23 protein-coding genes and 1 pseudogene are annotated in these 25,252 nt (G+C 52.2%); 17 read left to right on the top strand and 7 right to left on the bottom strand.

The window, feature by feature from the left end:
* The first annotated feature begins 45 nt into the window (after positions 1 to 45).
* On the top strand, positions 46 to 765 hold the full coding sequence (locus Q9J79_RS01470) for an SDR family oxidoreductase (RefSeq protein WP_301911322.1): 720 nt from the start codon (positions 46 to 48) through the stop codon (positions 763 to 765).
* Between the two features lie 101 nt (positions 766 to 866).
* Here the strand turns inward: Q9J79_RS01470 and Q9J79_RS01465 are convergent, their stop codons facing one another.
* The gene (locus tag Q9J79_RS01465) at positions 867 to 1,508 is read right to left on the bottom strand and encodes an NYN domain-containing protein (RefSeq protein ID WP_200523225.1); all 642 of its coding nucleotides are present in this window, start codon (positions 1,506 to 1,508) and stop codon (positions 867 to 869) included.
* 412 nt (positions 1,509 to 1,920) lie between these two features.
* On the opposite strand from Q9J79_RS01465, the gene Q9J79_RS01460 reads away from it, so the two are divergent.
* The 7 genes and pseudogenes from Q9J79_RS01460 to Q9J79_RS01430 form a co-directional block, all read left to right on the top strand.
* Complete coding sequence (locus tag Q9J79_RS01460) at positions 1,921 to 2,592, top strand: CsgG/HfaB family protein (RefSeq protein WP_301911323.1); 672 nt, start codon at positions 1,921 to 1,923, stop codon at positions 2,590 to 2,592.
* 9 nt (positions 2,593 to 2,601) lie between these two features.
* Positions 2,602 to 2,970 carry a DUF4810 domain-containing protein gene (locus tag Q9J79_RS01455; protein WP_301673758.1) on the top strand — a complete coding sequence of 123 codons (369 nt, stop codon included), beginning with the start codon at positions 2,602 to 2,604 and terminating at the stop codon, positions 2,968 to 2,970.
* Positions 2,967 to 3,614: a DUF799 domain-containing protein gene (locus Q9J79_RS01450; protein ID WP_301673702.1), complete on the top strand. Its 648-nt coding sequence runs from the start codon at positions 2,967 to 2,969 to the stop codon at positions 3,612 to 3,614. Before Q9J79_RS01455 ends, Q9J79_RS01450 begins: the two co-directional genes overlap by 4 nt.
* A 288-nt stretch (positions 3,615 to 3,902) precedes the next feature.
* On the top strand, positions 3,903 to 5,672 hold the full coding sequence (locus Q9J79_RS01445) for an ABC transporter ATP-binding protein/permease (RefSeq protein WP_301911324.1): 1,770 nt from the start codon (positions 3,903 to 3,905) through the stop codon (positions 5,670 to 5,672).
* 103 nt (positions 5,673 to 5,775) lie between these two features.
* Positions 5,776 to 6,444, top strand: coding sequence for a DnaA regulatory inactivator Hda (gene hda / locus Q9J79_RS01440; RefSeq protein WP_002259910.1), 669 nt, complete (start codon positions 5,776 to 5,778; stop codon positions 6,442 to 6,444).
* Entirely contained in the window at positions 6,441 to 7,109 is a 669-nt protein-coding gene (locus tag Q9J79_RS01435; protein ID WP_301911325.1) for a histidinol-phosphatase, read from the top strand. Before hda ends, Q9J79_RS01435 begins: the two co-directional genes overlap by 4 nt.
* Positions 7,110 to 8,242: 1,133 nt before the next feature.
* Positions 8,243 to 8,350: pseudogene (locus Q9J79_RS01430) on the top strand (IS5/IS1182 family transposase); the annotation flags it as partial.
* A 98-nt stretch (positions 8,351 to 8,448) separates the two neighbouring features.
* Here the strand turns inward: Q9J79_RS01430 and argB are convergent.
* Positions 8,449 to 9,345, bottom strand: a complete 897-nt coding sequence (argB, locus tag Q9J79_RS01425) for an acetylglutamate kinase (RefSeq protein ID WP_301911326.1) — start codon at positions 9,343 to 9,345, stop codon at positions 8,449 to 8,451.
* 169 nt (positions 9,346 to 9,514) lie between these two features.
* Between argB and Q9J79_RS01420 the strand changes: the two genes are divergently transcribed.
* Positions 9,515 to 10,645: a M14 family metallopeptidase gene (locus Q9J79_RS01420; RefSeq protein ID WP_301911327.1), complete on the top strand. Its 1,131-nt coding sequence runs from the start codon at positions 9,515 to 9,517 to the stop codon at positions 10,643 to 10,645.
* A 71-nt stretch (positions 10,646 to 10,716) separates the two neighbouring features.
* A complete protein-coding gene (lgt, locus tag Q9J79_RS01415; RefSeq protein ID WP_301673696.1) occupies positions 10,717 to 11,565 on the top strand; it encodes a prolipoprotein diacylglyceryl transferase in 849 nt (282 codons plus the stop codon).
* A 69-nt stretch (positions 11,566 to 11,634) separates the two neighbouring features.
* Here lgt and Q9J79_RS01410 read toward each other — a convergent pair whose 3' ends face one another.
* Both Q9J79_RS01410 and Q9J79_RS01405 read right to left on the bottom strand, forming a co-directional pair.
* Positions 11,635 to 12,297, bottom strand: coding sequence for a YecA/YgfB family protein (locus Q9J79_RS01410; RefSeq protein ID WP_301673757.1), 663 nt, complete (start codon positions 12,295 to 12,297; stop codon positions 11,635 to 11,637).
* Between the two features lie 97 nt (positions 12,298 to 12,394).
* Complete coding sequence (locus Q9J79_RS01405; protein ID WP_301911328.1) at positions 12,395 to 14,188, bottom strand: 2-isopropylmalate synthase; 1,794 nt, start codon at positions 14,186 to 14,188, stop codon at positions 12,395 to 12,397.
* 238 nt (positions 14,189 to 14,426) lie between these two features.
* On the opposite strand from Q9J79_RS01405, the gene proB reads away from it, so the two are divergent.
* On the top strand, positions 14,427 to 15,536 hold the full coding sequence (gene proB, locus Q9J79_RS01400) for a glutamate 5-kinase (protein WP_301673694.1): 1,110 nt from the start codon (positions 14,427 to 14,429) through the stop codon (positions 15,534 to 15,536).
* Positions 15,537 to 15,548: 12 nt separating this feature from the next.
* Positions 15,549 to 16,811, top strand: a complete 1,263-nt coding sequence (locus tag Q9J79_RS01395; protein ID WP_301673693.1) for a glutamate-5-semialdehyde dehydrogenase — start codon at positions 15,549 to 15,551, stop codon at positions 16,809 to 16,811.
* Between the two features lie 70 nt (positions 16,812 to 16,881).
* Here the strand turns inward: Q9J79_RS01395 and Q9J79_RS01390 are convergent, their stop codons facing one another.
* Positions 16,882 to 19,926 carry a DNA translocase FtsK gene (locus Q9J79_RS01390; protein ID WP_301911329.1) on the bottom strand — a complete coding sequence of 1,015 codons (3,045 nt, stop codon included), beginning with the start codon at positions 19,924 to 19,926 and terminating at the stop codon, positions 16,882 to 16,884.
* A 164-nt stretch (positions 19,927 to 20,090) separates the two neighbouring features.
* Between Q9J79_RS01390 and Q9J79_RS01385 the strand changes: the two genes are divergently transcribed.
* From Q9J79_RS01385 to Q9J79_RS01375, 3 genes are all read left to right on the top strand, one after another.
* Complete coding sequence (locus tag Q9J79_RS01385) at positions 20,091 to 20,771, top strand: energy-coupling factor ABC transporter permease (RefSeq protein ID WP_301911330.1); 681 nt, start codon at positions 20,091 to 20,093, stop codon at positions 20,769 to 20,771.
* A 28-nt stretch (positions 20,772 to 20,799) separates the two neighbouring features.
* The gene (locus Q9J79_RS01380; RefSeq protein ID WP_301911331.1) at positions 20,800 to 21,159 is read left to right on the top strand and encodes a fluoride efflux transporter CrcB; all 360 of its coding nucleotides are present in this window, start codon (positions 20,800 to 20,802) and stop codon (positions 21,157 to 21,159) included.
* Between the two features lie 409 nt (positions 21,160 to 21,568).
* Positions 21,569 to 22,129, top strand: a complete 561-nt coding sequence (locus tag Q9J79_RS01375; protein WP_301911332.1) for an ankyrin repeat domain-containing protein — start codon at positions 21,569 to 21,571, stop codon at positions 22,127 to 22,129.
* Between the two features lie 391 nt (positions 22,130 to 22,520).
* Here the strand turns inward: Q9J79_RS01375 and Q9J79_RS01370 are convergent, their stop codons facing one another.
* Together Q9J79_RS01370 and folB are read right to left on the bottom strand one after the other, a co-directional pair.
* The gene (locus tag Q9J79_RS01370) at positions 22,521 to 23,057 is read right to left on the bottom strand and encodes an NUDIX hydrolase (RefSeq protein WP_301911333.1); all 537 of its coding nucleotides are present in this window, start codon (positions 23,055 to 23,057) and stop codon (positions 22,521 to 22,523) included.
* A 33-nt stretch (positions 23,058 to 23,090) separates the two neighbouring features.
* Positions 23,091 to 23,447, bottom strand: a complete 357-nt coding sequence (gene folB, locus Q9J79_RS01365) for a dihydroneopterin aldolase (RefSeq protein ID WP_301911334.1) — start codon at positions 23,445 to 23,447, stop codon at positions 23,091 to 23,093.
* A 55-nt stretch (positions 23,448 to 23,502) separates the two neighbouring features.
* On the opposite strand from folB, the gene plsY reads away from it, so the two are divergent.
* A complete protein-coding gene (gene plsY, locus Q9J79_RS01360; protein WP_301911335.1) occupies positions 23,503 to 24,105 on the top strand; it encodes a glycerol-3-phosphate 1-O-acyltransferase PlsY in 603 nt (200 codons plus the stop codon).
* A gap of 87 nt (positions 24,106 to 24,192) precedes the next feature.
* The gene (locus Q9J79_RS01355; RefSeq protein WP_301911336.1) at positions 24,193 to 25,038 is read left to right on the top strand and encodes a 23S rRNA (adenine(2030)-N(6))-methyltransferase RlmJ; all 846 of its coding nucleotides are present in this window, start codon (positions 24,193 to 24,195) and stop codon (positions 25,036 to 25,038) included.
* Positions 25,039 to 25,252: the final 214 nt, after the last annotated feature.

Raw genomic sequence — 25,252 nt, 5'->3', positions numbered from 1 at the left:
CAAAACGCTAAAATACCCCCGACCGACCACCAAAAAGGAAAAAGTATGGCGACACTGTCCGACAAAACCATCTTAGTAACCGGCGCATCGCAAGGCCTGGGCGAACAGGTCGCCAAAGCCTATGCGGCGGCAGGCGCAACCGTGATTCTGGTGGCACGCCATCAGAAAAAACTGGAAAAAGTCTATGACGCGATTGTCGAAGCCGGACACCCCGAACCCTTCGCCATCCGTTTCGACCTGATGAGTGCGGAAGAAAAAGAATTCGAACAGTTCGCCGCCACCATTGCCGAAGCCACGCAAGGCAAACTGGACGGCATCGTCCACTGTGCCGGCTATTTTTACGCCCTCTCGCCGCTGGATTTCCAAACCGTCTCCGAATGGGTCAACCAATACCGCATCAACACCGTCGCCCCGATGGGGCTGACACGCGCCCTGTTCCCGCTGCTGAAGCAGTCGCCCGACGCGTCCGTCATCTTCGTCGGAGAAAGCCACGGCGAAACACCCAAAGCCTACTGGGGCGGCTTCGGCGCGTCCAAAGCCGCATTGAACTACCTGTGCAAAGTCGCCGCCGACGAATGGGAACGCTTCGGCAACCTGCGCGCCAACGTCCTCGTCCCCGGCCCCATCAATTCCCCGCAACGCATCAAATCCCACCCGGGCGAAGCCAAAAGCGAACGCAAAAGCTACGGGGACGTGCTACCCGCATTTGTCTGGTGGGCAAGTGCCGAAAGCAAAGGGCAGAGCGGCGAAATCATTTACCTCTAAATCTCCTTTTTGTTTTGCCATTTAGATTCTCCAATAAAAAAGCAGCCTTTTCAGGCTGCATATAAGGGAAAGGCCGCCGGAAGGCAGCCTAAAAAAGAGGGTCAGACGGAAATGCCGTCCAACAGAACATCGGCGTGTTCTTTTAATTCCGGCTTGGTCGTATGCCCCATATGGGCAAGGAAAATCTGTACGCCTTCGGTACGGGCAAGTTTGACAGCGGGGACGAAATCGCTGTCCGCCGTTACCAGCACGATAATGCCGACTTGTTTTTTCAATGCCAATGTTGCCATATCCAAACCGATTCTCATGTCCACGCCCTTTTGCGTGATATTCGGCGTGATGTCGTCGGGGTTCAGTGTAGCACTGTTTGCGCCCGGGACGGGGTTCAGACTGCTTTGCCTTTTGATTTTCCAGCTATCGCCGTTGGTGGATGCCTGCCCCATGCGCAGGGCAAAAAACGGCAGTAATTTCAAACCTTCCAGCAGCTGTTTGTTGTTGCGGGCAACATTTGATGCCGACAAGTCGAATGTGCTGCCGTCCAGCGGGTTGTTTAGTTTGCCGTCGGCAGGCGGGGCATCGTAGTAGAAAACGCGGTACAGGTTTTTGTCCGTCAAGTAGGCATTTCTCCTGATACTTTCCACAAGACTGGCAAAGTCGGCCGCCTGTACGGGTCTGCCCGTTTGGCTTTTGATTTTGCGTTTGGCAAAACCCGCGTCAATAAGGATGGCGAAAGATGTATTCATGATAAATAGGCGTAAAAAATTGGCCGTTAGTGGGTAGCAGGCTGGTTACTGCACTTGGATAGGTCACCCACATTGGCCGTTTTTGTATGTGGCTGCATTATGCACGAAAAATAATATCCTGTAAAGGCCGCCTATTTCAGACGGCCTTGTTTACGGTCGGCTTAGCTCACCGTCATGGAAGCAATGCAGAACGGGCGGTAGATAATCGCGCCCCATGTGCCCTGCGATCAAAGGGCGGGTTCCACACCCGCCCTCCTTTTCAGACGGCATCAAAAAACACGCCATATCCGCCAATATGCCGACACAGGCAAATCTTTCGACACCCCGGCAGACAAAAACACCTTGACTAAAAATTACATGCAAATAATAATAACAACCTCTTTATTCCTCTAACAATTTTGGAGTAGTTTTCATGAAGAAAATTTCCGCCGCCATCGCTTTTGCCGCCGCTGCCGTTTCACTGACCGGCTGTGCGGTCGAATCCTCACGCAGCCTCGAGGTAGCAAAAGTCGCCTCCTACAATACGCAATATCACGGTGTTCGCACCCCGATTTCCGTTGGAACATTCGACAACCGCTCCAGTTTCCAAAAAGGCATTTTCTCCGACGGGGAAGACCGTTTGGGCAGCCAGGCGAAAACCATTCTGGTAACGCACCTGCAACAAACCAACCGCTTCAACGTACTGAACCGCACCAACCTTAGCGCATTGAAACAGGAATCCGGCATTTCCGGCAAAATGCAAAACCTGAAAGGCGCAGATTATGTCGTTACCGGCGATGTAACCGAATTCGGACGCAAAGATGTCGGCGATCATCAGCTCTTCGGCATTTTGGGTCGCGGCAAATCGCAAATCGCCTATGCAAAAGTGGCTCTGAATATCGTCAACGTCAATACTTCCGAAATCGTCTATTCCACACAGGGCGCGGGCGAATACGCACTTTCCAACCGTGAAATCATCGGTTTCGGCGGCACTTCCGGCTACGATGCGACTTTGAACGGCAAAGTTTTGGACTTGGCAATCCGCGAAGCCGTCAACAATCTGGTTCAGGCTGTCGACAACGGCGTATGGCAACCCAACCGTTAAGGACAAATGATGAATCTGAAAACCTTGAGCCGTTTGTCGCTGTGTGCGGCGGTCTTGGCTCTGACCGCCTGCGGCGGCAACGGGCAAAAATCCCTGTATTATTACGGCGGCTATCCCGACACCGTCTATGAAGGTTTGAAAAACGACGACACTTCGTTGGGCAAGCAGACCGAAAAGATGGAAAAATACTTTGTGGAAGCCGGCAACAAAAAAATGAATGCCGCCCCGGGTGCGCACGCCCATCTGGGACTGCTGCTTTCCCGTTCGGGAGACAAAGAGGGCGCGTTCCGCCAGTTTGAAGAAGAGAAAAGGCTGTTTCCCGAATCGGGCGTATTTATGGACTTCCTGATGAAAACTAGTAAAGGAGGCAAGCGATGAAACCTTTGATTTTAGGGCTTGCCGCCGTGTTGGCACTGTCTGCCTGCCAAGTTCAAAAAGCGCCCGATTTCGACTACACGTCATTCAAGGAAAGCAAACCGGCTTCAATTTTGGTGGTTCCGCCGCTGAACGAGTCGCCCGATGTCAACGGCACTTGGGGGATGCTGGCTTCGACCGCCGAGCCGCTTTCCGAAGCCGGCTATTACGTCTTCCCCGCCGCAGTCGTAGAGGAAACCTTCAAACAAAACGGCTTGACCAATGCCGCCGATATTCACGCCGTCCGTCCGGAAAAACTGCATCAGATTTTCGGCAATGATGCGGTTTTGTACATTACGGTTACCGAATACGGCACTTCATATCAAATTTTAGACAGCGTAACCACCGTATCCGCCATAGCACGGCTGGTCGATTCCCGCAACGGGAAAGAGTTGTGGTCGGGTTCGGTCAGCATCCGCGAAGGCAGCAACAACAGCAACAGCGGCCTATTGGGGGCTTTGGTCGGCGCAGTGGTCAATCAGATTGCCAACAGCCTGACCGACCGCGGTTATCAGGTTTCCAAAACCGCCGCATACAACCTGCTGTCGCCCTATTCCCACAACGGCATCCTGAAAGGCCCGAGATTCGTCGAAGAGCAGCCCAAATAAGCATATGCCGTCTGAACCTCTCCGAGCTTCAGACGGCATATGCGAATCTTGATACTTGCAAGCCGTACCGCCCAAAATCGGGCGGCCGGTTTCAATATCCGAACAAGGTTCGGGTTCTGTATTTTGCAGAACCCGAACCTTTTATTCAAATTTAAACTTAATTCCGGAGTGGTTGTATGGTAAATTAACACGCAATGTACCCTGACCGGCAAAACTTCCCCAAATTTCATCAAAAAATCAACTGTACCCGTCTTTTTCAGACGGCATTGATACCGTAAGAGATTTCCCATGCAAAAATGGCAAACCGAGCTTTATTCCACACCGCTTTGGCTTTTACAGACTCTCTTGATAGTTTCCGCCGCTTCGGCGGTGATTCTGTTTTTAACACGGAAAACGCGTTTCGGGCGCGAGTTTGCCTATATCCTGCGCCTTTGCCTGACACCGAAAAGCGCGGTCAAAGTCTTACTGCTGATTACGGCGATGATTACGCTGCTGTTAACCGAAGTGCGGCTGAATGTATTGAGTACCTTTATGTCCAAAGGGCTTTACGACTCGATGCAGGATTTGAATGCTTCGGCATTTTGGATGTTTGCCGCGATGAACGCGGGCGTGGTGCTGATACGGGCGTTTAACAATGTCGTCAACGACTTCCTCGATCAAGGCTTGGCGATTAAATGGTCGGAGCGGCTCAATGAAGTTTTGACTTCACGCTGGCTTGCCGACAAAAACTACTACCGCCTGCAAATGCGCCGCCATGCGCCGGACAACATCGACCAGCGTATCCAACAGGACGCGCAGGAATTCATCGCTTCGACCATCGAATTTGTGCGCGGCATGGTCAATTCAGTCGTTACCTCTTTAGAATTTGCCGTTGTTTTGTGGGGCTTGGCGGGTATCCTGACCGTGTTCGGCTTCGACATTCCGCACGGCATCGTTTGGTTTGTCTATATATTTGTGATTTTGGCGACCTTTATCGCCATGTGGATAGGCAACCCTTTGATTCGTTACAACTATGAAAACGAAAAACTCAACGGCGACTACCGTTATTCCCTTATCCGCGTGCGCGACCACGCCGAAAGCGTGGCGTTTTACAGCGGAGAACAACACGAACACGACCAGCTTTCCAACCGCTTCAAAGCCATCATCCGCAACCGTTGGCGCATCGCGCGGCAAAGCGTCTGCCTGAGCGGCTTTAACGATATGTTCACCAACGGCATCAAGCTTTTTCCCATTATTTTGCAAGCGCCGCGCCTGTTTGCCGGACAAATCAAAATCGGCGACATCCAGCAAACCGTCCAAGCTTTCGCACGACTGCAAAACGCACTGTCTTTCTTCCGGATGTTCTACAACAAATTCACCGCCTACCGCGCCCGATTGGAGCGTCTGTACGGCTTTTTGCTGAGTACCGAAGAACAACACAGCGCACAGCAGCCCGAGATTAGCGAAGTTTCAGACGGCATTGCACTGGAAAACGTCGCCCTGTTCCGCCACAACGGCGAAGTTTTATTAGACGGTATCAATATCAAGCTCAAAAGCGGTGATTCCCTGCTGATACGCGGTCCGAGCGGTTGCGGCAAAACCTCGCTGCTGCGCGCGCTGGCTGGGCTTTGGCCGTTTGGCAGCAGCGGCAAAGTCAGCCATCCGCCTCATCAAGACATCCTCTTCCTGCCGCAACGTCCGTACACGGCGCAAGGCAGCCTGCACGATGCGATTTGTTATCCTGACATCGACAAACAGCATCCGGAGCTAATCGAAGCTATGAACACCTGCCGCTTAGGTTATCTGGTTGATAAATTAGACAAAGCAGACGACTGGCAGCACAAACTCTCCCCTGGCGAACTGCAACGCGTCGCCTTCGTCCGCGCCCTGCTTTCCAAGCCCAAAATCGTCCTGCTCGACGAAGCCACCGCCGCCTTGGACGAACCGACCGAAGCCATGCTCTACCGCACCTTAAAGCACAAACTGCCCGACAGCATCATCATCAGCATCGGACACCGAAGCACGCTCAACGCGTTCCACAATATGCACCTCAATGTCGGCAACGTTGCCTGCGACTGAACGATGCCGTCTGAAGCCGTTTTCAGACGGCATCGTCAAATTGGAAAGGCGCGCAAAAACAACGTACAATAAACCTATCTGCCAACCTCTGAAATGCTGCACCGTGAACCAGCTTATTTTTGATTTTGCCGCACACGACTACCCAAGTTTCGACAAATTCCTCGGCACGGAAAATGCGGAGCTGGTCTATGTCCTCCAACACAAACACGGACAGTTCATCTATGTTTGGGGAGAAGAAGGAGCGGGAAAAAGCCACCTTTTGCAGGCATGGGTCGCACAGGCGCTCGAAGCCGGCAAAAACGCCGCCTATATCGATGCCGCCTCCATGCCGCTGACCGATGCCGCGTTCGAGGCGGAATACCTCGCCGTCGATCAAGTCGAAAAGCTGGGCAACGAAGAACAAGCCCTGCTTTTTTCCATCTTCAACCGCTTCCGCAACAGCGGCAAAGGCTTTTTGCTGCTCGGTTCGGAATACACGCCCCAGCAGCTCGTCATCCGCGAAGATTTGCGGACGCGTATGGCGTACTGCCTCGTTTACGAAGTTAAGCCCCTAACCGACCAAGAAAAAATCGACGCGCTCGCCAGTATGGCGGCGGCACGCCAAGTAACCGTCGATTCCGAAATTTTCGAATACCTGCTCAAACACTGGCGGCGCGATATGGACAGCCTGATGATGATGCTCGACACGCTGGACAACTACGCCGTAACCATGGGCAAACGCATCACCCTGCCGCTTTTGCGCCAGCTTTTGAAACAACAGGAAACCCAATGAACAACCTCGCCATCTTCGACCTCGACAACACCCTCATCAACACCGATTCCGACCACGCCTGGCCGCAATACCTCATCAAAAAAGGGTTGGTTGACGCTGCCGAAACCGAAGCGCAAAACGAAAAATTCTACCGCGACTACCAAAACGGCTGCCTCGACATCGACGCATTCCTCAAATTCCACCTCGCCCCGCTCGCCCGTTACAGCAAAGAAGAGCTGGCAGAGTTTCACCGCGAATTTATGGCGGAATACATCATCCCCCACATCTCGCCTATGCAGCGTATGCTGGTACAGAGCCACCAAATGGCAGGCGACGAAACCCTCGTGATTTCCTCGACCAACGAGTTTATCATCACCCCCATCTGCCGCCTTTTCGGCATTACCAACATCATCGGCACACAACTCGAAACCGGTGCCGACGGCCGCTACACCGGCAACTACATCGGCACGCCCAGCTTTAGGGAAGGAAAAATTACCCGCCTGAACCAATGGCTTGCCGAACGCGGCGAAACGCTCGAAAGCTATGGCAAAACCTATTTTTACAGTGATTCCAAAAACGATCTGCCGCTGCTGCGCCTTGTCGACGAACCCGTCGCCGTCAACCCCGATGCCGAACTGGAAAAAGAAGCCAAAGAAAAAGGCTGGCCGGTTTTGAATTTCAAATGACGCAATGCCGTCTGAAGCCCGATTCGGCGTTCAGACGGTATTGAGGCTGAAATCCCAAAAACTCAAAGCCACAGGAATTTATCCGGAAAAACAAAAAACACAGGAATTCATCGGGAAAAACAACAATCTTTCCACCGTCATTCCCACGAAAGTGGGAATCTTGATCCGTCCGCACGGAAACTTATATTTCGTCATTTGCACCCGACATAATTCAATACTTTATTTTGCAATAAATTAACGGATGCTGACAAATTAGATTGGATTAATTACCCTATTATCTATATTGGGTTATCGGGTTGCTAATTGAGCAGAGCGTAGCAAACCATAAAGTGAGTGTTTCCACCCACTCTGCATTTACTATGAAGTGGTTATTAAATATGATAATGAGACCTATTAAATTTAGTATGGTAAATATGTTATTATTTATTGTTATATGTAGTTCATTTTTTGATCTGCTCGTTCAACTATGTACAATTTTATTTCATAGTCAAAAAATATACTTTATTACATTATTTTTATTATTTATTTTTAATTTTACTACAAAATCTATCTATATGGCAATTATTTATCCTATTTTATATTTTTTATCGTAAAAAAATATTATCCTTACTCTAGGAAAGTGATAATTCTATTATCATTAGCATTATCTATATATTTTAGTTTTATGGACTTTTACTTTTTTTCCATATATTCAGATAACCTTAGCTATGAAACGGAGCCTTTACATTTATACATCCCTATTATTATTAATTTTTTCTCACTTTTAGTTTCTAATTTTATTTTATCTTTTATCAACAAGTAAATGTATATACAAAATACAATCCAAAAGATCCTAAGCAAACCACCAATCCCACACCACCCTTACCGGTTCAAATCCGCACAAAAACCCACATCCCGTCATTCCCACGAAAGTGGGAATCTAGGACGTAAAATCTAAAGAAACCTTTTTTCCCGATAAGTTTCCGTGCCGACAGGTCTAGATTCCCGCCTGCGCGAGAATGACGAAATTTCAAAGTTATGGCGTTATCGGAAAAACAGAAAATCAAAGCCGGAGAATTTATCCCAAACAACCGGATTTCAAAAAACCAGATTCCCGGCGGGAATGACGGATCTTAGGTTTCTGTTTTTGTTTCTATAGTGGATTAAATTTAAATCAGGACAAGGCGACGAAGCCGCAGACAGTACAAATAGTACGGCAAGGCGAGGCAACGCCGTACTGGTTTAAATTTAATCCACTATATTTTTTCAGGAATGACGGTTTGGAAATTGCCCGAAACCCAAAAAAGCGGAAACCGGACAACCCGGCTTCCCGCCAAAGCCGGCATTTTCCGCCTTTGCTTCAGGCATCTTCCCCTCCGCCCAAAATCATCGACCCGATACCGGCATCGGTAAAGATTTCCAGCAAAAGCGCGTTGGGCAACCTGCCGTCGATGATGTGCGTGGCTTTCACACCGTTGACGGCGGCTTCGACCGCAGAAGCGATTTTCGGCAGCATACCGCCATACAGCGTGCCGTCGGCAATCAGTTCGTCAATCCGTTTCGGCGTGAGTTTGGTCAGCAGATTGCCCGTTTTGTCCATCACACCGGCGATATTCGTCATCATCAAGAGTTTTTCGGCGTTCAATTCTTCCGCCAATTTGCCTGCCACCAAATCGGCGTTGATGTTGAACGCTTCGCCTTTTTCACCTACGCCGACGGGGGCGACGACGGGAATGCAGCCGCGTTCTATCAGCCCTTTAACCAAACCGGTATCGATGCTTTCCACCGTACCGACCTGTCCGATGTCCACGCCATTCTGTTCGGGCGTATCGACCAAAAGTTTCTTCGCCTTAATGAAATGATCATCGCGCCCGCTCACGCCGACCGCGTGCCCGCCATATGTGTTAATCATCGACACGATTTCTTTATTGACGTGCCCGCCCAACACCATTTCGACAATATCCATCGTCTCTTTGTCGGTAACGCGCATTCCTTGGACAAACTCGCCCTTTTTGCCGACTTTTTCAAGCATCGCATTGATTTGCGGCCCGCCGCCGTGAACGATGACGGGATGGATGCCGACCAGCTTCAGCAGCACGACATCGCGCGCAAACCCTTCTTTCAGCGCAGGCTCGGTCATGGCGTTGCCGCCGTACTTGATGACGGCGACAGAACCGGAAAAACGGCGGATATAAGGCAGCGCTTCGGCAAGGATACGCGCTTTGTCGGCGGCGGAAATCATGTTTTCAGACTCCATAACGGCTCCCTATTGTTGACAATTTCGGCTTATGTTAACGCCAAACGCCGTCTGAAACAATCTTCAGACGGCATCCGGCACACCTTCGGGCAGGTTGAAGCCTTGCAATACGGGCGGTAAAATCACAACTTATCCGGTTCGAGAAACCGGCCGACAGCAAGGACTCCCTATGATTAAAATCAGCACCCGCTTCGATGCCGGTTCCGTCATCGTCAAAGACTTAAGCAATCCTGACAACATCCGCCTCGCCCTGCGTCCCGACAATGCTTCCGATTTCGCACAATGGTTCTACTTCCGGCTGCAAGGCGCGGCATATCAAAACTGCACCATACGTTTTGAAAACGCGGCAGAAGCCGCCTACCCCAAAGGCTGGGAAGATTATCAGGCTTGCGCCTCATACGACCGCCGCAACTGGTTCCGCGTACCGACCTCCTACGAAAACGGCGTACTGACCGTCAATCATACGCCGCTGTCCAACAGCGTGTATTACGCCTATTTCGAACCCTATTCCGAAGAACAGCATTTAAACCTCCTCGGCGACGCGCAAGGCAGCGGGCTGTGCCGCATCGACGATTTGGGCAGCACCGTGCAAGGGCGCGACATCAATCTGCTGACCATAGGCAATCAGGTCGAAAGTGATTTGAAAATCTGGATTACCGCCCGCCAGCATCCGGGTGAAACGATGGCGGAATGGTTTATCGAGGGGCTGCTCGGCAGACTGCTCGATCCGCAAGACCCGACAGCACGCACCCTGCTTGACCGCGCCACTTTCTACATCGTACCAAACATGAATCCCGACGGTTCGGCACTTGGCAACCTGCGTACCAACGCCGCCGGTGCGAACCTCAACCGCGAGTGGGAAAACCCGACTTTGGAAAAAAGCCCCGAAGTGTTCTTCGTGCGCGAAAAAATGCTGGAAACCGGCGTAGATTTGTTTTTGGACATCCACGGCGATGAAGGTCTGCCCTTTGTCTTTGTTGCAGGTACGGAAGGCGTGCCGAACTACAATCCGCGCATTGCCGCGCTGGAAGCGCAGTTCAAAACCGCCCTTTTGAACGCCAGCCCCGATTTCCAAGACGAATACGGTTACGAAAAAGACGCGCCAGGCGAAGCGAATATGACCTTGGCGACCAACTGGGTCGGCAACCGTTTCAACTGCCTTGCCTACACGCTGGAAATGCCGTTCAAAGACAATGCCAACCTGCCCGACGACGACTTCGGATGGAACGGCCAGCGTTCGCTGCGTTTGGGCGAAGCCGCGTTGTCCGCCATCCTCAACGTCATCGGCGATTTGCGCTGACATTTCCCCTCCCCGAAAATGCCGTCTGAAGCCTTCCGCCTTTCAGACGGCATTTGAAATCAAGGAACATCATGATTACCCATCCCCAATTCGACCCCGTCCTCATCAGTATCGGCCCGCTTGCCGTCCGCTGGTATGCCCTAAGCTACATCCTCGGATTTATTCTTTTTACCTTTCTCGGCAGAAGGCGCATCGCGCAAGGCTTGTCCGTTTTTACCAAAGAATCGCTCGACGACTTCCTCACTTGGGGCATTTTGGGCGTGATTTTAGGCGGGCGTTTGGGTTACGTCCTGTTTTACAAGTTTTCCGACTACCTTGCCCATCCGCTTGATATTTTCAAGGTATGGGAAGGCGGAATGTCGTTCCACGGCGGCTTTTTGGGTGTAGTTATTGCCATGTGGTTGTTCAGCCGCAAGCACGGCATCGGCTTCCTCAAACTGATGGACACGGTCGCACCGCTCGTTCCGCTGGGTCTCGCTTCGGGACGCATCGGCAACTTCATCAACGGAGAACTTTGGGGACGCGTTACCGACATTAACGCATTTTGGGCAATGGGCTTCCCGCAGGCGCATTACGAAGACCTCGAAGCCGCCGCGCACAATCCGCTTTGGACAGAATGGTTGCAGCAATACCATATGCTGCCGCGCCATCCCTCGCAGCTTTATCAATTTGCACTTGAAGGCATCTGCCTGTTTATCGCCGTGTGGCTGTTCTCGAAAAAACAGCGTCCGACCGGACAAGTGGCCTCACTCTTCCTAGGTGGCTATGGCGTATTCCGCTTTATTGCCGAATTTGCACGCCAACCCGACGACTATCTCGGGCTGCTGACCTTGGGGCTGTCGATGGGGCAATGGTTGAGCGTCCCCATGATTGTTTTGGGTGTAGTCGGCTTCATCTTTTTCGGCAGCAGGAAAAATTAAACCTTTCCGACAAAAATGCCGTCTGAAACGCAAACTACATTCAGACGGCATTTTATTCCGCTCGAACCATCAATTTTTACCGCAACACGCCTTGTATTTTCTGCCGCTGCCGCACGGACAGGGATCATTCCTGCCTGTTTTTTCTCCTTCCCTGCGGACGGTTTGCGGTTTATTGATGACTGCCTGCCAGTAGCGGTAGATATCCGCCAATGCATAAGGCAACTCGGATTCCAGCTCCGCTAGCTCGCCTTCTGTGAATTGCAGACGGATAGAGCCGTTGTCCTCTTCGTCGTAAATACCGCCCAATGCCATGATGGGATAAAACAACTCTTCAAACTCTTCATCATCGACGGCTTCAAACCAATCGGTCGGCACAATATCCAAACCGTAAAGATAAGCATTGCACCATGTGTAAAAATCGCTGCTGCCGTCTTCGTTTTCATACAGCCACAAATCGGGCAGTTTTTTATCCGACATTGCGGCGGTTGTTTCCATCGCCATTGCCAAAACCAGCCGTTCGATTTCGGAACGTTCAGCAGCGGTAAATTGCGATTCGTCGCCCAACACTTCAGGCAGCCAGTCAAGCGGTGTCAATTTGTCCGGCCCGCTCAACAGTGCCGTCATAAAACCTTGAACTTCGTCGCAACGCATGGTATTGCCCTGTTCGCTTTTGGCATCCAACAATTCGCTCAACCGCTGTTTGGACGCTTCGGTAAATTTTTGGGAATCCATCATTTAACCTTTTAAAATGGGTCGGATACCTAATTATAATCGCAATATGCCGTCTGAAGCGTTTTCTACTTCAGACGGCATAACTTTCGCCCAACCGTTAAATCGTACCGCTGCCTTGCGCTTTCGGTTTGGCAGAACCAAATTCCAGCTTGCTCAAAGCGGAAAGGTAGGCTTTGGCGGTGGCGACCAAAACGTCGGTATCCGCGCCCTGACCGTTGACGACGCGGTTGCCGCGCACCAGACGGACGCTGGTTTCGCCCTGGCTTTCCGTGCCTTGCGTGACGGCGTTGACGGAATAAATCTGCAAAGCCGCGCCGCTTTGCGCCACGCTCTCAATCGCTTTGAAAATCGCATCGACGGGACCGGAACCGCTGGCCGAAGCGCGTTTTTCTTCACCTTTGATGCTGAACACGATGTCGGCGCGCGGTTCTTCTCCGGTTTCGGTGCTGATTTTTTGGGAGATGAATTTGTAGCTTTCCGCGGTCATGCTGCCCATTTCGTCGGACACCAGCGCGTGCAGGTCTTCATCGAAGATTTCGCGTTTTTTGTCGGCGAGTTCTTTGAAGCGGGCAAACGCGGCGTTCAACGCTTCTTCGCTTTCCAATTCGATACCCAAATCTGCCAGCTTGGTTTTGAAGGCGTTGCGGCCGGACAGTTTGCCTAACGTCAGGCGGTTGGTTGACCAGCCGACCGATTCGGCAGTCATGATTTCATAGGTTTCGGGGTGTTTCAACACACCGTCCTGATGAATGCCTGATTCATGTGCAAAGGCGTTTGCGCCGACCACTGCCTTGTTGGGCTGAATCGGATAGCCGGTAATGGTGGACACCAGTTTGGATACCGGCACGATTTGCGTGGTATCGATGCCGGTTTCCAAGCCGAACAAATCATGACGCACTTTCAACGCCATCACGATTTCTTCAAGGCTGGCATTGCCCGCGCGTTCGCCCAAACCGTTGATGGTGCATTCCACCTGGCGCACGCCTGCCTGAACGGCGGCCAGCGAGTTGGCAACCGCCATACCCAAGTCGTTGTGGCAGTGGGTCGACCAGACTACTTTGTCGCCGTTGGGCACACTTTTGATAATGTTGCTGATACGTTCGTACCACACGGAAGGGATAGAGTAGCCGACGGTATCGGGAATATTGATGGTGGTCGCACCCGCTTCGATAACCGCCGTAAAGATTTTGGCGAGGAAGTCCAAATCCGAACGCACAGCGTCTTCGGCAGAAAATTCCACATCGTCGGTGTATTCTTTGGCGATTTTTACCGCTTTGACCGCCGCATCAATGACCTGCTGCGGCTTCATTTTCAGTTTGTGCTCCATATGGATGGGGCTGGTGGCGATGAAGGTGTGGATGCGTTTTTTCGTAGCGGGGGAAACGGCTTCGCCCGCCTTACGCACATCGTTTTCAACGGCACGCGCCAACGAGCAGACTGTGGATTTGGTGATGATTTTGGCAATCGCATTGACCGATTCGAAATCGCCCGGGCTGGCGGCGGCAAAACCTGCCTCAATCACATCGACACCCATTTTCTCCAACTGGCGGGCAATACGGATTTTCTCCTCTTTGGTCATGGATGCACCGGGCGACTGCTCGCCGTCGCGCATGGTGGTGTCGAAAATAATTACGCGGTTAGTCTGTGTCATTTCTGTTCTCTCCAGAGATTCGTTTTTTTGTAAAAAAGCATTCAAATCCAGCGGTCTGCCTTGCGCTTCCGCCAGCGCGGTCAACTTTTGCAGCTGCGCCAAAGGCAGCGACCCGCGCGTGCGCCATTTGTAGATGGCGGCGGTTGTTGCGGCATTTTCGGGATCGTGCCGTTTCAACGCTTCGGCAAGCGCGTTCACGCCGCCGAAATAGGCGACCAGACGGTCTATATCTAATTGCATGGTAGTCCTTGTCTAAAATCAATCTGCCCGCAGCAGAAATATGGACAGGATTATACGCATTTTAGACAAAACGGCAATATCAATTTGAAAGAATCTCAATAACTCATCATAGATTTTATTAATTTTATACATTTTGTCTATTTTATTGCAGGCGCGCCGCAATTGTTGACAATTGCGGCAGAACAGGGCAAATTCGACAGCAACAAACCAAACGCTACAAACGCAAAGAACAGAAACAATGAAATACAAGAGAATCGTATTTAAAGTCGGCACATCTTCGATTACCCATTCGGACGGCAGCCTCTCGCGCGGCAAAATCCAAACCATTACCCGCCAGCTTGCCGCATTGCATCATGCGGGACACGAGCTGGTCTTGGTTTCATCCGGCGCGGTTGCGGCAGGGTTCGGTGCGCTGGGTTTCAAAAAACGTCCGGTCAAAATCGCCGACAAACAGGCTTCCGCCGCCGTCGGGCAGGGGCTGCTAATGGAAGAATATACGGCAAACCTGTCTTCAGACGGCATCGTGTCCGCGCAAATCCTGCTCAGCCGCGCCGACTTTGCCGACAAACGCCGCTACCAAAATGCCGGCGGCGCGCTTTCCGTGCTGCTGCAACGCCGCGCGATTCCCATCATCAATGAAAACGATACGGTTTCGGTTGAGGAGTTGAAAATCGGCGACAACGACACATTGAGTGCGCAAGTGGCGGCGATGATACAGGCAGACCTTTTGGTGCTGCTGACCGACATAGACGGGCTTTACACCGGCAACCCGAACAGCAATCCCGATGCCGTACGGCTGGACAGAATCGAACACATCAACCATGAAATCATCGAAATGGCAGGCGGCGCGGGCTCGTCAAACGGCACGGGCGGTATGCTGACCAAAATCAAAGCGGCGACGATTGCGACCGAGTCCGGCGTACCGGTCTATATCTGTTCCTCGCTCAAACCCGATGCACTTGCCGAAGCGGCAGATAATCAGGCGGACGGCTCGTTTTTCGTCCCACGCACCAAAGGTTTGCGGACGCAGAAGCAATGGCTGGCGTTCTATTCCGAAAGCCGGGGCGGCGTTTATGTGGACGAAGGTGCGGAACACGCTTTGTCCGAACAGGGAAAAAGCCTGCTGATGTCGGGCATTGCCGGAATCGAAGGGCATTTCTCCCGTATGGACACCGTAACCGTGTACAGCAGCGCAAGCAAACAGCCTTTGGGCAAAGGGCGCGTCCTGTTCGGCTCTGCCGCCGCCGAAGACCTGCTCAAATCGCGTAAGGCGAAAGGCGTATTCATCCATCGGGACGACTGGATTTCCATCACGCCCGAAATACTCCTGCTTCTGACCGAATTTTAGAAAAGGAAACCCATGTCAAACACACAAAAACAGCTTGCCCTTGCCAAAGCGGCAAAAAAATCCGCCAACACGGCGGATACGGCAGAAAAAAACCGCGCGCTGCTTGCTATGGCGGACAGTCTGGAAGCGGCGGCGGAAGATATTTTGGCGGCAAACCGTTTGGATTTGGAAGCGGCGGCAGGCAAAATTCCCGAAAGCATGACCGACCGCCTTTTGTTGGACGGCAAACGCATTTGTGCGATGGCGGACGGCATCAGGGCGGTTGCCGCGCTGCCCGACCCCGTGGGCGAAATACTGGAAACCTCGACTTTGCCCAACGGCTTGGAAATCGTTAAAAAGCGCGTGGCGATGGGCGTTATCGGCATTATTTACGAAAGCCGCCCGAACGTTACTTCCGATGCGGCGGCTTTGGCACTGAAAAGCGGCAGCGCGGTCGTACTCCGCAGCGGCAAAGATGCATTCCAATCCGCACGCGCCATCGTTGCCGCCCTGAAAACGGGGTTGGCGCAAACCCGCATCTCCCCCGACGCGCTCCAGTTGATTGAAGACACCGGGCGCGAGGGCAGTTACGAAATGATGAGGGCGAAAGATTATCTAGACCTGCTGATTCCGCGCGGCGGGACGGGGCTGATACGGGCGGTGGTTGAAAATGCCGTCGTGCCGGTCATTGAAACGGGGACGGGCATCGTCCACATTTATATCGACAAGGACGCGGATTGGGACAAGGCGCTCCGTATCGTGTACAACGCCAAAACCAGCCGTCCGTCCGTGTGCAACTCGATGGAAGTGCTGCTGGTGCATGAAGACATTGCTGCCGACTTCCTGCCCAAGCTCGAACGGCTGTTGGTTCGCGACCGTATAGAAGCCGGACTGCCGCCCGTCCGCTTCCGTTTGGATTCGCAGGCGGCGCGGCATATCGGCGGCGAAGCGGCGGGTGCAGACGATTTCGATACCGAGTTTTTAGACTACATCCTCGCCGTGAAAACCGTCGCTTCGGTCGAAGAGGCGGTCGGGCACATCGAAACGCACGGCACGCACCATTCAGACGGCATCGTTACCGAAAACCGCCACGCTGCGGACTATTTCACGACCCATATCGATTCTGCCGCCGTGTATGTCAACGCGTCCACGCGCTTTACCGACGGCGGCGAATTCGGCTTGGGTTGCGAAATGGGCATCTCCACGCAAAAACTCCACGCCCGGGGTCCGATGGGTTTGAAAGAGCTGACAAGCTATAAATACATCATTCGGGGCGTTGGGCAGGTCAGGGAATAATCCGCATTCAAACGTCCGATAAAAATGCCGTCTGAAACAGTCTTCAGACGGCATTTCCATTTGCAAAAAATCAAGCATTGTCCAAGGGGACGAGAATCGTACGGTTGCCGTTGTGTTCCGGTGCGGACACAATGCCTTCCGCCTCCATCTGGTCAATCAGACGCGCGGCGCGGTTGTAGCCGATACGCAAGGCGCGCTGTACGCCCGAAATGCTGGCTTTGCGCGTTTTCAGGACAACGGATACGGCCTCGTCGTACATCGGATCGGCTTCGCCGTCGCCGCTGCGCCCGATGCCGGGCAGCTCTTCGCTGCCGCCGCCGCTCAAAATATCGTCAACATAGTCCGGCTCGCCAAACTGCTTCAAATATTCGACCACGCGGTGCACCTCTTCATCCGAGGCAAACGCGCCGTGAACGCGTTGCGGATAGGCCGTACCCGGCGGCAGGAACAGCATATCGCCCTGACCGAGCAGGTTTTCCGCGCCCATTTGGTCGAGAATCGTGCGGCTGTCGATTTTGCTGGACACTTGGAACGCGATGCGCGTCGGGATGTTCGCCTTAATCAACCCTGTAATCACATCGACGCTGGGGCGTTGTGTGGCAAGAATCAGATGGATGCCTGCCGCGCGGGCTTTCTGGGCGAGGCGGGCAATCAGTTCTTCGATTTTCTTGCCCGCCGTCATCATCAAATCGGCAAACTCATCGACCACGACCACGATAAACGGCAGTTTTTCCAAAGGTTCGGGATCGTCGGGCGTGAGGCTGAACGGGTTGCCGATTTTTTCTCCCCTTGCTGCGGCTTCGGCGATTTTTTGGTTGAAGCCCGCAAGATTGCGCACGCCCATAAAGCTCATCAGGCGGTAGCGTTTTTCCATTTCGTTAACACACCAGTTCAGCGCGTTTGCCGCCAGCTTCATATCGGTAACGACAGGGGCAAGCAAGTGAGGGATGCCTTCGTAAATGCTCAATTCCAGCATTTTCGGATCGATCATAATCATACGCACGTCTTCCGGCGCGGCTTTGAAAAGCATAGACAGAATCATCGCGTTGACACCCACCGATTTGCCCGAACCGGTCGTGCCGGCAACCAGCAAATGCGGTGCTTTGCCCAAGTCGGTTACGACGGGCTGTCCGGTGATGTCCTGACCGAGCGCGAGCGTCAGCTTGGATTTGGATTCGGCAAACTCGGGCGAATTGAAGATTTCGCTCAGGCGTATCATTTGGCGTTTCGGGTTCGGAAGTTCCAAACCCATGCAGGTTTTGCCGGGGATGGTTTCGACAACGCGGATAGAAGCCACGCCGAGCGAACGCGCCAAATCTTTTTCCAGATTCAGAACCGAATTGCCGCGAACGCCGACATCCGGTTCGATTTCATAACGCGTAATCACGGGGCCGGAATAGGAATCGACAACCTTGACCTTGACTTTGAATTCCGCCAATTTTTCTTCGATGGTGATGCTGTTTTCCAACAGCTCTTCTTCGGTTTGCGTCGCCTCGGGATTGAACAGCGGAGGCAGAAGCAGGTCGGTTGTCGGCAGGTGTTCGGATTCCGCACCGGTTTCTTCCGATTTGAACGCCTCTTCATCCGCTTCCGTATCCGATGCCCGGCGGGACGGGCGTTCAGACGGCACATCTTCAAACGGACAAACCGCCCGACTGTCATGCCCGAACGCTCCGTCATCGGACAAATATTGCCCGCTTGACCGCTCTGCCACACCCTCACTGCCGTCATCCGCAATAGCGTCGGTTTCCTCTTGCCAACCTCCATTCAAAACATCATCGGCAAGATGGTCGGTTTCAGCAATGCGGCTGCGTTGTGCCTGCTCGAATCCTGCCGGCGGTTCATAGGTACGGTTGTAGATTTCCGATACGGGCGGCGGCGGCAGAATATCGATTTCGGGCGTGAAAACTTTCGGCATTTCGGGCGGCTCGACCACCCACGCATCCGGCGCGGCAGGCTCTTCAATATGGATATCGGCAGTTTCATCATAAACCGACCCCCCGTATCCCACAGACGAAACAGTTTCCGTGAAAACATTTTCGGTTTCAGACGGCATTTCGATATCCCGTTTCCCGACAACCGTCCGACTTTCCGGAATCAGGCGCGAAATCCGCGCCTCCGCAGAAACCGTTGCCTTGTTCGGTTCTTTCAAATTGACGGAAACGCGGCGGCAGGCATCGTGGACGGCTGTGCCGTCTGAAACGGACTGCCCTTGGGAAACATCCGGGGATTTTGCCTCCGCCTGCCCTTTCCCCTGCCCTGCATGACGGCGGAACGGCGCATTCCGTGCATTTTCGGCTTTGACTACAGAAAAGGCAGACGGATGCTGCTTCTCAAAATACGGCTCAAATCCGTAATCCGCAGACTCGGAAAACGCTTCTTTGTCCGCATCGAACATACGGGAATACGTGCGTTGAAGCACAGGGTCGTCCAAACCGATAATCTGCAGCCCTTCCATCGGGGTATCGGACACGCGGACTTTTGGGGCCGCTGTTTCGTTTTTCTCAAATGCATCGATATAGCGTTTTTTCGTTTCCCTTAAAGCCGCGCTGTTTAAGGCACGCGTTGCTTCTTCCAAAGTGATTTCTTTAAAAACCGGACGGACGGGCGAAGTTTCGCTTTCAGACGGCATCAACCCTTCAGCAATACTCCTGTCGAATGGGATGCGGCGGTTGTCGATTACGGCAGTTGCAATGTCTTCCGTATCGGCAGCCTCTTCCTCCGCAGTTTCTGCTGCTTCCGTTTCCGCTTCTTCCGTCCCGTTTCCGCTGTCTGAATACCCGTCGGATGCGGTCGGAACATCCTCACGGTTTGCAGAAGCAGGCGGAACGGACCTGTCCGGTTCGGATTCGTGCGCCAGATAATTCCGGCAAAAACGGACAATATTAACGGAAAGCCAGCATACCGCCGCTTTGACCGCATGAAAAATCATCAGACCAAGCTCGAGAAAATTAGGCATCCTGTCTTGGATTTCAGGTAATTCCTCCTGTTGTCCCCCTTTATTTTCCTGCCATTCAGAAACTTCACGCACCCATTCCCGTTCGGATTGTGCTCGGATAAAAAACAAACCCGCAATAGCAAGCAACAAAATAATGATCAGAACTATCCAAAACATATGCAGTTTCCCGCAAAGCAAACGATTAAATAGGTATATTTTAACGTGTTTCCATTATAAACAAAACAACCTGACCGACAATTCGGTCAAAATCATTACAGCTTTCTGTTTGCCGCAGGCAGCACTATAATAGATGCTCTCTTATTCATCTTTACGGTATTGGCATGATTTTCCAAACAGTCTGGTTTTCAGATATGCTGCTGGGGGCTTCATGGATTGCACTCATCCTCCTATTGGCAGCTTCCGGACCGTCGGCATTCCGCTCGCTTGCCCGCTACCGTTCCGCCGTACCGCTCTGTATCGTTATTTTTTCTGCGGCATGGAGTTTGAACACCGCTGCCGGCGGCGGACAGCTTGCCCAAATGAGCTATCACCTGCTCGCCGTCAACCTGGTCGCTCTGATGGTGGATACCTCCGCCGCCCTTTGGCTTGCCTCGATTCTAATGCTTCCATACTGCCTGCTGTTTGCCGGCTCTTCCGGTGCGTATCCTGCAAACGTATTGGTTCTGATTTTGCCCGCACTTGCCGTCAACCGCCTGTCGCGTGTGCTGGTCGACCGCCTGCCGCCCAATATTTTCATCTTTATTTTCGTCAACGGCTTTCTCGCTTCCGCCGCCGGCATTCTGCTGACCGGGCTGGTGCTGACCGGTATTTTGGATGCCGCAAACGCTTTTCCGTCCGAAATATTGTGGACGACCGCCCTGCCCGTCTTTATTCTGCTGGCGTGGGCGGAAGCCTTCCTCAGCGGCATTTCAACTGCCATATTTGTTGCCCTGAAGCCCCATTGGATCAACACTTTCGATGACAACCGCTATCTGAAGTCCGACCGCAGCATATGGCGGTAGCCTTCAGACGGCATAGGCAGACAAAACCATGCTTTCCAACATCATCCCCCTCTCCGTCGGTGCGGCACTCGGTGCGACTGCGCGTTGGCTGCTCAACCTCGCCGTTCCCGCATCGTTGTCTCCCGCCACGGGCAACCTGTTTGCCAACTGGACGGGTGCGCTGCTCATCGGCATCTTTGCCGAAACCGTCAGCCATCCGCAATGGAAGCTGCTGCTGATTACCGGTTTCCTCGGCAGCCTGACCACGCTTTCCGGATTTTCACTGGAAACCGTCTCCCTGCTCCAATCGAATCGTCCCGCTTCGGCACTTGCCAATATTTTCCTGCACACGGCAGGTTCGCTGCTGCTGACTTGGCTCGGGCTGAAGATAGGGACGGCAGTCAAATAATCACAAAAAATTGCTTCCTTTGGTTTTGACATAATCTATAAATTGGCTTCGCTTGTTTAAATACTGCCTGTGCCAATTACCGTTCTCAAATTCAAATTGAGCTTTTAGGTCTGTAACAAAGAAAAAGCCTTGGCAAGATGAAACCACCAAGGCTTTGAGAAGCAGCTCAAAAAGACGAGCCGCCGAAACCCAACTTTGATAAAAAAACAGATCCACCGACGAATTAGGCATGACGCAGAGCCAGTTGAATGAGTATGTGAACGACCCGAAAAGGACGAAAAAATTGTTTGCTCTGCAGAACAAGGCGGAAAACGAGTCTCACAACCCCAGGTTTGAAAAACCAGGTAATGATGAGCTGGATGAAATTAAAGAGGATATGAAGATTTTTTTAAAATCAAGGAGTAAATAAATGATAAATGATTTGGAAATTTATAGACAGAAACAGCTTGAATATCAAAATGATTTAGGTATGTTGATTGTGATAGCAAATCGGCATGGAGATACCGACTTTCTGCAAAAAATGGTGGAAGAAGGAAAACTGGATCCTTTAAGGGTAAGTGAGCCCGAAAAATGGAATAGCCTGCATAGGGCTAATATTTGGAATCCGTCATCACCTGAAACTATACGGTTTTACATAGACAAAGGTGTCCCTGTAAACGCCCAAGACATCTACGGCATGACACCGCTGCATTACGCGATGCGGGCAGAAAACGGAGATGCGGTCATGGTACTGTTGGAGGCCGGAGCGGATCCGAACATTGAAACCTATACCGACCAAGGAATTCCTTTGGCCATGATAGGCGGCATCCCCGACAGACTGGACGTTTTAAAAGCCATGCTGGACAAAGGTGCAGATGTGCATCACCCTGTCAAGAATGCAAACATGTCGCTATTGGATTTTATGAAGACTTATTTTTCCGATGACCAAAGTTTGAAACCGGTTATTGCCCTAATGGAGCAATATGCCTGATGCGCCATAGGTAAGGATAGCTCTCCCGCGAAATCCAGCTCTATTTCTTAAAAAAAACACTCTATTGCTGCGTCTAAAAATGCAAAAAAAGTAACCATCATAACCCTTTTGCCAAAATCAATATCATCATCCGATGAATGAATTGACGGTATATAAGACAGAACCAATAAACTAATAAACCTGTAAGAAAAATCAGTAACAAAGATATTCATTATTAACTATTCTTAAAAATTATCATGTTCGTTTGGGTAATTATCATACCCCTTTCCCTCTTATTACTAAAGCACGAATTACTTTAAAGGACGCACCCAGAGACAAGCCGAAAAGGCATATCCCATCCGCCAAACAAAATGCCCGCCGACTTACTCCGGCGGGCAGTTCCAACATCCTGTCAATCCTTCATCAGCCAGTATTGCAAACCGATTAATGTTTTACCGTCTTTAATTTCATCGTTTGCCAATGCCTGACGGACTTCATCTTTCGACATCAGCACGGTTTCCGTTATTTCATCTTCATCATTAGAAAGCGTACTGCCCAAACGCACGCCTTCCGCCTCGAACAGATACATTTTTTCGTTGCAAAAACCGACCGCCGTATAAAAGCTGTACAGCAGGCGCACGCTGTCGGCGGTATAAGGCGTTTCTTCCGCCAATTCTCGCAGCGCACACGCTGCCATATCCTCGCCCGCCACATCCAGCTTACCCGCAGGAAGTTCCAATGTCGCCTGATTTGCCGCATAACGCCACTGCCGCACCAAAACGACCTTTTCCTCATCCGTTACCGCCAACACGCACGCCGCACCCGGATGACGGATGACGATACGCTGCCCTTCATTACCGTTGGGTAACCTGACCTTATCCCTGCTGATACTGACGAAACCGCCCTCGTAAATGGTTTCGCCGCCTAATTTTACTTCCCTCAAATCCACTTCACATCTCCTTTCCGTTTCCTATTCTGCCGTTCAATCTTCACGCTTGCCGCGCTCGATTTCCACGCCAACCTCGCGCACGCCTTCCAAAATACCCGGCTTGACGATTTTCACGCGCACCCATAACGCGCCGAAATATCCCAAAACCAAATCGGCAATATATTCCGCCAACGCTTCCAAAAGCAGGAAATCCTGTTCTTTCAGATGTCGGCGCAGCGTTTCGCATACCTCGGCATAATGCACCGTATTGGCAATATCGTCGTCCGAACCCGCTTTCTCGGGAATGCCGATGTCCAAATCGACAATCAGGGTCTGCAACCGTTCGCGTTCCCAGCCGTACACGCCGATAAGCGTATCCGCCTTCATGCCGTGCAAAAAGATTTTATCCATAATCCGCCCCGTTTTTTGCTAAAATAACCGCACCATTCTAAGTAAAGTACCGCAAATGTTCAACATACCGGCTGTTGCCGTTTCCTATCTGATCGGCTCACTTTCTTTTGCCGTCATCGTGTCCAAGTATTACGGCATGGACGACCCGCGCACCTACGGATCGGGCAATCCCGGCGCGACCAATGTTTTACGCAGCGGCAAAAAAAAGGCAGCCGCGCTGACGCTCTTGGGCGATGCTGCCAAAGGTTTGGTTGCCGTTTTGCTTGCACGCGTGTTTCAAGAACTGCTCGGCTTGTCCGACAGCGCAATCGCTGCCGTCGCACTCGCCGCGCTGGTCGGGCATATGTGGCCGGTGTTTTTCGGATTTAAGGGCGGCAAAGGCGTGGCAACGGCATTGGGCGTGCTTCTGGCACTCTCTCCCGCAACTGCCTTGGTCTGCGCGTTGATTTGGCTTGTTATGGCATTCGGCTTCAAGGTGTCCTCCCTTGCCGCATTAACCGCCACAATCGCCGCACCGGTCGCCGCATCCTTCTTTATGCCGCACGTCTCGTGGGTTTGGGCGACCGTCGCCATTGCTTTGCTGGTGTTGTTCCGCCACAAAAGCAATATCAGCAACCTGCTTAAAGGCAAAGAAGGCAAAATCGGCGAAAAACGCTGATTCAGCATTTGTTTTCCATTACGTCATGCCGTCTGAAACCATGTTCCCGCGTTCAGACGGCATTTCCGCACAAACGGCTTTCATACCATGCTCAGTTACAGACACGCATTCCACGCCGGCAACCACGCCGATATACTCAAACACTTCACCTTGTTTTTAGTGCTGCAATATTTCAACCGCAAAGACAAGCCCTACTGGTACATCGACACGCACGGCGGCGCGGGTTTGTACGACCTCGGCAGCAGCGAAGCACAGAAAGTCGGTGAATACCGCCAAGGCATCGCCCTGCTCCGACAGGCGCAAAACCTGCCTGCCGAACTGTCTGACTTTGCTTTGCACATACAAAAAATCCTGCCCTCGCCCAAACTTTACTGCGGTTCTCCGTGGCTGGCGCAATCGCTGACCCGCGTCGGCGACAAATTGCGCCTGTTTGAGCTGCACCCCACCGACTTTGTCCATCTGCAAAACAATATGGGCGAAGCAGGACTGGGCAAACGCGGACAAGTGTTGCGCGAAGACGGTTACAAAGGGCTGATTTCCCTGCTGCCGCCTCCGCCGCGACGCGCTGTTATTCTCATCGACCCGCCCTATGAGGAAAAACAAGACTACCGGCGCGTGACGGATACGCTCAAAACCGCACTGAAACGTTTTGAGTCCGGCTGTTATCTCATCTGGTATCCCTGCCTCAGTCGCGAAGAAAGCCGCAAGCTGCCGGAAGAATTGAAAAAACTCGTTCCCAACAACTACCTTCACGCCGAACTGCACGTCCACGCTCCGAAAGCCGACGGCTTCGGTATGCACGGCAGCGGAATGTTCGTCATCAATCCGCCCTATCTGTTGGCGGAACAATTGGCGGCAAACCTCCCCGCCCTGACGCGGCTGCTGGCGCAAGACGAAGGTGCGCGCTACCTGTTGGACAGCAAAATCCGCTGACCCCAATGCCGTCTGAAACAGCCCTTCAGACGGCATCTCCCGTCAAACAAACAAAACCGGACGATATACCGGCAGCCGGCACTTTTAAGAATAAATATCTCCTCATCCGCCTGCCGCGTTCCGACTTGCCCCGCGCCGTTTTTTTCCACTACAATCCCATGCGATATCTGGCGGAACGCGCCAAAGGAACGCCCCGCAGCAACCTGCCGCCTTT

Origin of the sequence: Neisseria viridiae, assembly GCF_962747995.1 — a bacterium.
Lineage (GTDB): Bacteria > Pseudomonadota > Gammaproteobacteria > Burkholderiales > Neisseriaceae > Neisseria > Neisseria viridiae.
Note: the sequence above shows the minus strand (reverse complement) of the source record. Positions and strands in the feature narration are given on the sequence as shown.